Origin of the sequence: Endozoicomonas sp. SESOKO2 (assembly GCF_024606245.1) — a bacterium.
Classification (GTDB): domain Bacteria; phylum Pseudomonadota; class Gammaproteobacteria; order Pseudomonadales; family Endozoicomonadaceae; genus Endozoicomonas_A.
Genome location: NZ_JAHHPQ010000296.1, coordinates 1 through 2,410 on the forward strand (window position 1 = coordinate 1; position 2,410 = coordinate 2,410).

Consider the following 2,410-nt stretch of genomic DNA (forward strand, 5'->3'; position numbering starts at 1 on the left):
ACTCTCGCATTTCCCGTCTTGTTGCCAGTATCTCTTGGTGTGTATCACCAGTGATTTTAACAAGACTACGCACTGCGCTATCCAGTGAGTCAAAATGTGACTCAAGTTGCTCTACCCTAACCTCTAACGACATCGGGACTACTCACGTTATGTATGGAGTAACCAGCATAGCAGAGAATGGTACAGAGACACCTAACACCATATTTAATCGCCACCATAGGGTGGCCATCGAGGCTAAAGGCGGCTGAGACGAACTGGCTACTATGGTTGACAGTGTATTTTACTTTCCATGACTCATCATTGGGCTCATTGAAACCAAGAAAAAGAAGAGTTCTGTTCGATCATCAATCGCCCCTCCATAATTCTGTGATTCTCACCGCAGCATCTACACCGACGGTCATCACATTTCGGCCATCGGGACTGAAGTCGGCTGAGATGACTCCTCCCTCGTGTTCAATGGTGGCTTTTTCCAGCCATGACCCATTGGCCTCCAGACCCCATATTCTCGCAGTACCATCTCTACTGGCGGTTACCATATGACAACCATCGACACTGAAGGTGGCTGAAAGGACTTCGTCTTCATGGGTAATGTTGGCTTCTTCTTGCCATGAGCCATCGGCCTGCAGGCCATTGATTTTTGCCGTGTTATCCAAACTGGCGGTCACCACATGACGGCAATCGCCACTGAAGCTGGCTGAGGTGACCTTCCAATTGTGGGAAATGCAGGCTGTTTCTTGCCATGATGCAGCGGCGCTATAGATTCTCACTGTGTTATCATGATGGGCGAACATCAGATGACGGCAATCAGCGCTGAAGTCGGCTGAAGTGACCACACCACGATGATGAAGCGTGGTTATTTCTTTACATGATCCATCAGCTTGCAGGTCACAGATTTTCGACGTGCCATCTAAACTGGCGGATAACAGAAGGCAGCCATCGGCGCTAAAGTTGGCTAAGGTGATTAGTTTCTCATGCTGAATGGTGGCTTTTTCTACCCACCCTCCAGCGGCTCCCTGACCGTAGATTGTTACCGTGTCATCTATACCGAAGATTGCCAAATGAAGACCATTGGGGCTAAACCTGGCCGAAACGACCGGACTGATATGGTAGATGGTATCTTCTAATTCCCATGATCCATCGTCCCCCCGACCAAAGATTTTCACCGTTTGATCCTGACTGGCAGTCAGCACACGTCGACCATCATTACTGAAGGTGGCTGAATTGACAGAATCAGTATGGGTAATAATAGTTTTTACTGTCCATGATCCATCGTCTTCCTGACCACAGATTTTCACTTTATGGCCATAACTGGCGGTCAACACATGACGGCCATCGGCGCTGAAGCTGGCCGACCTGACTGAGGCATTGTGGTTGAAAGTGGTTTTTTCTTCCCATGTTCCTCCAGTCTCCTGCCCATAGATTTTCACCGTCATATCCAAACTGGCAGTCACCACATGGCGGCTATCGGCGCTGAAGGTGGCTGTGCTGACAGTGTGAAAATGTGGGATTTCGACTTTTTCCACTAACTTGAATGTTTTGCATTGAGACATCAGTTTGCTGTTGGTGAAAAGGAGCTGGACAGGAAAATAAATACTTTTTTGTTGTTCTGGAAGTGACTCGACAGTGTCTTCATTAACAAACGGCTTCAACCAATCACGGAGTTGTTGCTGATCTTTTGTCGTAACGATAGTCTTTAATTGGTATTGGTGTGGCGAAGGAAACCGGCGATACCATGCTCTCTCCAAAGCATGATCTTTTTTAACAAGATCGCGAAGATATCTGCACACCTTTGCTAAACAGGCAACCTCTCGAAAACCCAAATAGCGAATAATCATGGATTCTGTTTCATCGGGCAAATCGAGTAATAAACATGGATTGTTGTTGCAGACACTCACGTCTCTACCTGCAATGACACCCGTCGGTGCTTCCTCCATTTGAGCTGGCTCAGGTGTTGGCAGGAGTATACTGTCACTGTCGCAATTGCTTTTCACAGGTTGCATGCCAGATGCCTCCCTATCTCCAAAGTCATTATTTATCTTCGCTTGGAAAGGACATTAAAAGTGAGTCCGGTCTGTTAGAGTGGTTTTTACAATAGAAGTTCAAAACATTGAGTTCTGTGGAACCAGAGAAAAGAAGTCATCAATCGCCCCTCCACAGTTCAGTGATTCTCACCGTGTGATCTGCACATTCGGTCAACACATTTCGGCCATCGGGGCTGAATTTGGCAAAGGAGATCATCAGCCCGTGAGAAATGATGGCTTTTTTTATCCATGATCCATTGGTTCTGAGGCCATAAATTCTCGCCGTTCCGTCTCCACCGGCGGTCACCACGTGGCAGCTATCGGGACTGAAGCTGGCTGAGAGGACTTTGCCCTTATGGGTAATGTTGGCTGTTTCTTTCCATGATCCA

Annotated in this window: 2 protein-coding genes; both read right to left on the reverse strand. The window is 47.4% G+C overall.

From position 1 onward, the window contains the following. Window positions 1-344: 344 nt before the first annotated feature. Window positions 345-2,000: an F-box/WD40 repeat-containing protein gene (locus KDK17_RS06820; RefSeq protein WP_257274424.1), complete on the reverse strand. Its 1,656-nt coding sequence runs from the start codon at window positions 1,998-2,000 to the stop codon at window positions 345-347. A 139-nt stretch (window positions 2,001-2,139) separates the two neighbouring features. Further along, window positions 2,140-2,410 (reverse strand): WD40 repeat domain-containing protein (locus KDK17_RS06825; RefSeq protein ID WP_257287679.1); only part of this gene is annotated, 271 nt, incomplete at its 5' end.